Here is a 5,365-nt window from a genome sequence, read left to right on the forward strand (position 1 = left end):
AGGCCCGAGCACCGAGGCCCGAGCACCGAGCACCGAGCACCGAGCACCGAGCACCAGGCCCGAGCCCCCACCACCCACCACCGCCCGACGCTAAAATGTCGGCTCCGCAGTCCGCTGCGCGCCTACCTTGCTCCCCATGTACAAAGTCATCGCCACCGATCTCGACGGCACGCTGCTGAACAGCGACCACCAGCTCGATCCGTACACGATCGAGACCGTCCGCCGCCTCGACCGCGACGGCGTGCAGTTCGTGATCGCGACGGGGCGCCACTACGCGGACGTCGCCGGCATCCGCGACGTGCTCGGCATCCGCCCGTACCTGATCACGTCGAACGGCGCGCGCGTCCATGCGCCGGACGACACGACGATCCACGCGCAGGACATCGATCCGGCCATCGTCCGCCGTCTGGTGCTGCCCGAGATTGCCGGCGCGCACGGCCGCGTGATCGTCAATCTGTTTACCGAACACGGCTGGCTGATCGACCGCGATGCCCCGCACCTGCTCGAATTCCATCAGGACTCGGGCTTCCGGTACGAAGTAATCGACATGCTCGCGCACGACGGCGCGGACATCGCGAAGGTGCTGTATATCGGCGAGCCGGCCGATCTGGCGGTCGTGGCCGAACAGATGCGCGTGCAGTTCGGCGATGCGCTGTACGTCACGTACTCGCTGCCCGACTGTCTCGAAGTGATGACCGCGAACGTGTCGAAGGGCCGCGCGCTGCGCGCGGTGCTCGGGCGGCTCGGCGTCGACGCCGGCCATTGCGTCGCGTTCGGCGACAACATGAACGACATCGACCTGCTCGAAACGGCCGGCCATGCGTTCATGATGAACAACGCAAACCCGGATCTGATCGCGCGGCTGCCGCACATCCCGCGGATCGGCAACAACTTCGACGCGGGCGTCGCGCGCCATCTGCGCACGCTGTTCGCGCTCGAGGATCTCGCCGCGTCCTGAGTCCCGACATGAAAAACGGGCGCCAGCGGCGCCCGTCAAATGGCTTGCCTCTATCTTCTTGTGCAGCGTGAGGCTCGCTGCTCTGCTCGCATGACCCCGTAGTGGTTATTCGCTTGTGCGAGCGGATGCCGTCGGCAGCAGGTCGAGCGCGTCGTCGCGGCCCGCTACCAGCGGGTAGATGACCCCGGCGAGCGCCGCACCGATCAGCGGCGCGATCCAGAACAGCCAGAGCTGGCCGATCGCATCGCCGCCGACGAACAGCGCCGGGCCGGTCGAACGAGCGGGGTTCACCGACGTGTTGGTGACCGGGATCGAGATCAGGTGAATCAGCGTCAGGCACAGCCCGATCGCGATCGGCGCGAAGCCTGCCGGCACGCCGCGCTTGTCGGTCGCGCCGAGGATCACGAACAGGAAGAAGCCCGTCATCACGACTTCGCAGATGAACGACGCCGCGAGCGAGTAGTGGCCCGGCGAGCGCTCGCCGAAACCGTTCGTCGCGAAACCGCTGCCGACGACGTCGAAGCCCGGCTTGCCGGTCGCGATCAGATACAGCACGAACGCGCCGATCGTTGCGCCCACCACCTGTGCGACGATGTACGGGACGAGGTCGCGTGCCGGGAAGCGCCCGGCGACCGTCAGGCCGACGCTCACGGCCGGATTCAGATGGCAGCCCGAAATGTGGCCGATCGCGAACGCCATCGTCAGGACGGTGAGCCCGAATGCGAGCGCGACGCCGGCAAATCCGATGCCGAGGCCCGGGAAGGCGGCGGCCAGCACGGCGCTGCCGCACCCGCCGAGCACCAGCCAGAACGTGCCGAATACCTCTGCAGCGAGCCGCTGAGAAAGATTCATGGGAGGACCTCGTTCAAGTGGGTTGAAGACAAACCGGCGACGGTTACGATTTAGCCGCCGTCCGGAATTGGTCTGGATTATAGGAAATGAAACGCCGCATCGTGGTCAACGATTGTTAAATTTGAGTAGCTGACAAATCGCTTTATTAGAATAAGTCCGCATTCTCGATATATGCGGACCGGTTAAAAATGTCGGCATTAATTTCGATTGGCACGGCGCAGGACGGATTGAGCGGGGGCCGTGTCGCGGCGGATGCGCCGGGGCGCATCATGGAAAGGGGAGTCAAAAAATGTCTCAATACGCAAAACTCAAGGCCCAGATCGCCGAATTGCAGGCTCAGGCGGACGAGGTGCGGCGTCAGGAAATCGCGGCCGTGATTGCCGATATCCGGCGCCTGATCGACGAATACGGGCTGACCGCGCAGGATCTCGGCTTTGCCGAGCGCGCGCGCCGCGGCCGTCCGCCCAAAAAGGCGCCGCTGCCGCCGAAATACCGCGATCCGAAGACGGGCGCGACCTGGAGCGGTCGCGGCAAGCCGCCGAATTGGATCGTCGGCAAAAACCGCGACCGTTTCCTGATGGAGTGACCGACAGCCAAAAAGAAAGAGCCGCATCGTCGATGCGGCTCTTTGGTTTTACGCGCCGGATTTCGGCGCGATTTTCACCGGCTATTTCGCGCGGATTTCGGCGTTACGCGCCGGCCACGCGGCGCAATGCCGGCCGTCGGGCGTTGGCGCAAAGCGATTCGTAAGTTTCGACGTAGCGCTGCGCCATCGCCTTGGCGCTGAATCGCGTATCGAAACGCGCGCGAATCGCGTCGCGCGACAGGCTGTCGATCCGGTGCAGCGCGCCGACCGCGCCTTGCACATCCTCGACGATAAAGCCCGTCACGCCGTCCTCGATCACCTCCGGCACCGAGCCGCGGTTGAACGCGACGACCGGCGTGCCGCACGCCATCGCCTCGATCATCACGAGGCCGAACGGCTCCGGCCAGTCGATCGGGAACAGCAGCGCCTTCGCGCCCGACAGGAACGCCGGCTTCTGCGCCTCGTTGATCTCGCCGATGAACTCCACGTGCGCCTGGCCGAGCAGCGGCTCGATCACTTCCTTGAAGTAATCGGCGTCGGCCTTGTCGACCTTCGCGGCGATCTTCAGCGGCAGCCCGCTTTGCGCAGCGATCCGGATCGCGGTGTCGACGCGCTTTTCGGGACAGATGCGGCCGAGGAATGCCAGATATTCGGGCTTCACGTCGGGCTGCGGCGTGAGCAGCGTCTCCGGCAGCCCGTGATAGACGGTGCCGGCCCACGCGGCCTGCGGCAGCGGCTTGCGCTGCGAATTCGAGATCGACACGACCGGCGCGTTCGGGAACGCGTCGAATACGGGCTGCAGCTCGGGCAGGTCGAGGCGGCCGTGCAGCGTCGTCACGTACGGCGTGTCGAGCCGCGACATCAGCGGAAACGGCAGATAGTCGAGATGGAAGTGCAGCACGTCGAATTCATGCGCGACGCGCGCCACCTGCTCGATCAGCCGCATATGGGGCGCCATCGAATCGCGGATCGACGGATCCAGTCGCAGCGCGCGCGGCCATGCCGCTTCGAGGCGCGCGGACGTCACCGAGTCGCCGCTGGCGAACAGCGTCACGTCGTGGCCGAGCTCGACGAGCGCCTCGGTGAGATAGGACACGACGCGTTCGGTGCCGCCGTACAGTTTCGGCGGGACGGCTTCATACAGCGGCGCGATCTGGGCAATGCGCATGGACGTTCTCCTGTGTCGACCCGGATTCGCGCCGCAGCGCTGGCCGGGTCCCATGTACCACGGTCGACCCGGGAGCGTTCGGCCCTGGCTCCGGGTCCCTTGTAAAACGGTCGGCCCGAACCGGCCGCCTCGACGTTGCTCGGGCCCTGCAAGACGGTCGATGAGGCCCGGAAGCGGCGCCCCGGTTCGTCGTTCGATCCGTCCGAGCCGCGGGATGCAGCTCGCTCGGTCCCGTACTGCGGTTGCGGAAAGTGCCGACGCTACGGTCGGCGGGTGTGGCGGGCCGGTTCGACGAGAACGGCGGGCCGGCGCCACGCGATGCCGGGGCGGTGCGACACGCGTCGTGTCGACGCCCGTTGGAGTCCATTATCGGGATCGCTCGGCGGGGTTCGAGTGTTTTTTCAAACACTTAAGGCTTGTTACACGATGAAATACGCGAAAACCCGAATAAAAAGGGCACGGAAACACGAATGGAGATGGTCAACGCGATTGTTGCACCATCATGAAAAACTACTATAATTTTTACCGATTCGCGTCCCGGCATGCCTTGCCGGACGGCCCTCCGCGGCGTATCGGCGCAGGTCTCGCCAAATCGCACGCCGTATTTCTCCTCATTCAAGCTTTCAATTCGCCTTGTCGGAAAAATTCCTACACGGTTTACAGACAAATCCTGCACTGCATACGCCACTTCGCTGATACCGGTGCCATTCCCGTTTGGCCAAAATTCGCGCTGTAAGACTATAAACATGCCGACCGAGTGCATCAGGTGCGCCGGATCGAGCAAACGTTTCCATAAACATGAATGGCCAAAGCAACGCTTCTCACGGGGGAATCATGAGCGCCACCAGCGAAATGCTAGGCGAGATCAAAGAGGTCAACCTGTCGTACCTGCTGCTCGCGCAGCGCCTGCTGCGCGAAGACAAGGCAATGGGCATGTTCCGGATGGGCATCTCCGAGGAACTGGCCGACGTGCTTGCAAACCTCACGCTCGCGCAGACGGTCAAGCTCGCCGCGTCGAATCAGATGCTGTGCCGCTTCCGCTTCGACGATCACGCGCTGCTGTCGTCGCTCGCCGACAAAGGCCGCAGCGACGTCGTCGCACGCGCGCACTCGGCGATCCTGATGGCCGGACAACCGGTCGAAAGCGTCCGCTGATCCTTCCTGTCCTGCGTTCGAGCCGGCGCGCCGCGCCGGCGCCGGCGCATGGGCGCAGCATCCGAACAACGACACGCGAACGTTATCACCATGGCAAGCAAAAGCGTCGTGATCGAGGTGAAGGAAATCACCCTCGCCATCGAACTGATCGAACTGGGCGCCCGGCTGCAGCTGCTGGAGGCGGAGACGAGCCTGTCGCGGGATCGTCTGATCAAGCTGTACAAGGAACTGAAGGGCGTTTCGCCGCCGAAGGGAATGCTGCCGTTCTCGACCGACTGGTTCATGACGTGGCAGCCGAACATCCATTCGTCGCTGTTCTACAACATCTACCGCTTCATGCAGGATCACGGCCGCTGCGAGCCGATCCACGCGATCGTGAAGGCGTACCGGCTCTATCTGGAGCACGTCTCGCTGTCCGGCGACGAAGCGGCGCTGAGCCTCACGCGCGCCTGGACGCTCGTACGCTTCTTCGATTCCGGGATGCTGCAGATGACGCCGTGCACGCGCTGCGGCGGGCATTTCGTCGCCCATGCGCATGATCCGCAGCAAGGTTTCGTCTGCGGGCTGTGCCAGCCGCCGTCGCGCGCGGGCAAGACGCGCAAGGCGGCAGCCGCGCGCGCCGAGCTGGCCGCCGCGGCCGCCTGAC

General features: G+C 64.6%; 7 protein-coding genes. 4 read left to right on the top strand and 3 right to left on the bottom strand.

Features of this window, described 5'->3' with window-relative positions; all coding sequences use genetic code 11:
* Positions 1 to 136: 136 nt before the first annotated feature.
* The gene (locus HMPREF3115_RS20420; RefSeq protein WP_070555789.1) at positions 137 to 958 is read left to right on the top strand and encodes a Cof-type HAD-IIB family hydrolase; all 822 of its coding nucleotides are present in this window, start codon (positions 137 to 139) and stop codon (positions 956 to 958) included.
* A gap of 105 nt (positions 959 to 1,063) precedes the next feature.
* Here the strand turns inward: HMPREF3115_RS20420 and aqpZ are convergent, their stop codons facing one another.
* Positions 1,064 to 1,810, bottom strand: coding sequence for an aquaporin Z (gene aqpZ / locus HMPREF3115_RS20425; protein WP_006408306.1), 747 nt, complete (start codon positions 1,808 to 1,810; stop codon positions 1,064 to 1,066).
* A gap of 289 nt (positions 1,811 to 2,099) precedes the next feature.
* On the opposite strand from aqpZ, the gene HMPREF3115_RS20430 reads away from it, so the two are divergent.
* Positions 2,100 to 2,396 carry an H-NS histone family protein gene (locus HMPREF3115_RS20430; RefSeq protein ID WP_070555791.1) on the top strand — a complete coding sequence of 99 codons (297 nt, stop codon included), beginning with the start codon at positions 2,100 to 2,102 and terminating at the stop codon, positions 2,394 to 2,396.
* 103 nt (positions 2,397 to 2,499) lie between these two features.
* Here HMPREF3115_RS20430 and HMPREF3115_RS20435 read toward each other — a convergent pair whose 3' ends face one another.
* Entirely contained in the window at positions 2,500 to 3,564 is a 1,065-nt protein-coding gene (locus tag HMPREF3115_RS20435; RefSeq protein ID WP_053296697.1) for a glycosyltransferase family 4 protein, read from the bottom strand.
* A gap of 409 nt (positions 3,565 to 3,973) precedes the next feature.
* Positions 3,974 to 4,348, bottom strand: coding sequence for a hypothetical protein (locus HMPREF3115_RS31675; protein WP_176748758.1), 375 nt, complete (start codon positions 4,346 to 4,348; stop codon positions 3,974 to 3,976).
* Positions 4,349 to 4,398: 50 nt separating this feature from the next.
* Here HMPREF3115_RS31675 and flhD point away from each other — a divergent pair, with 50 nt between their 5' ends.
* Together flhD and flhC are read left to right on the top strand one after the other, a co-directional pair.
* Positions 4,399 to 4,719 carry a flagellar transcriptional regulator FlhD gene (gene flhD, locus HMPREF3115_RS20440; RefSeq protein ID WP_006401400.1) on the top strand — a complete coding sequence of 107 codons (321 nt, stop codon included), beginning with the start codon at positions 4,399 to 4,401 and terminating at the stop codon, positions 4,717 to 4,719.
* A gap of 90 nt (positions 4,720 to 4,809) precedes the next feature.
* On the top strand, positions 4,810 to 5,364 hold the full coding sequence (flhC, locus tag HMPREF3115_RS20445; protein ID WP_006401399.1) for a flagellar transcriptional regulator FlhC: 555 nt from the start codon (positions 4,810 to 4,812) through the stop codon (positions 5,362 to 5,364).
* The last annotated feature ends 1 nt before the right edge of the window (position 5,365 follow it).

The organism is Burkholderia sp. HMSC10F09 (assembly GCF_001806955.1).
In the GTDB taxonomy this organism is placed as follows: Bacteria; Pseudomonadota; Gammaproteobacteria; order Burkholderiales; family Burkholderiaceae; genus Burkholderia; species Burkholderia multivorans.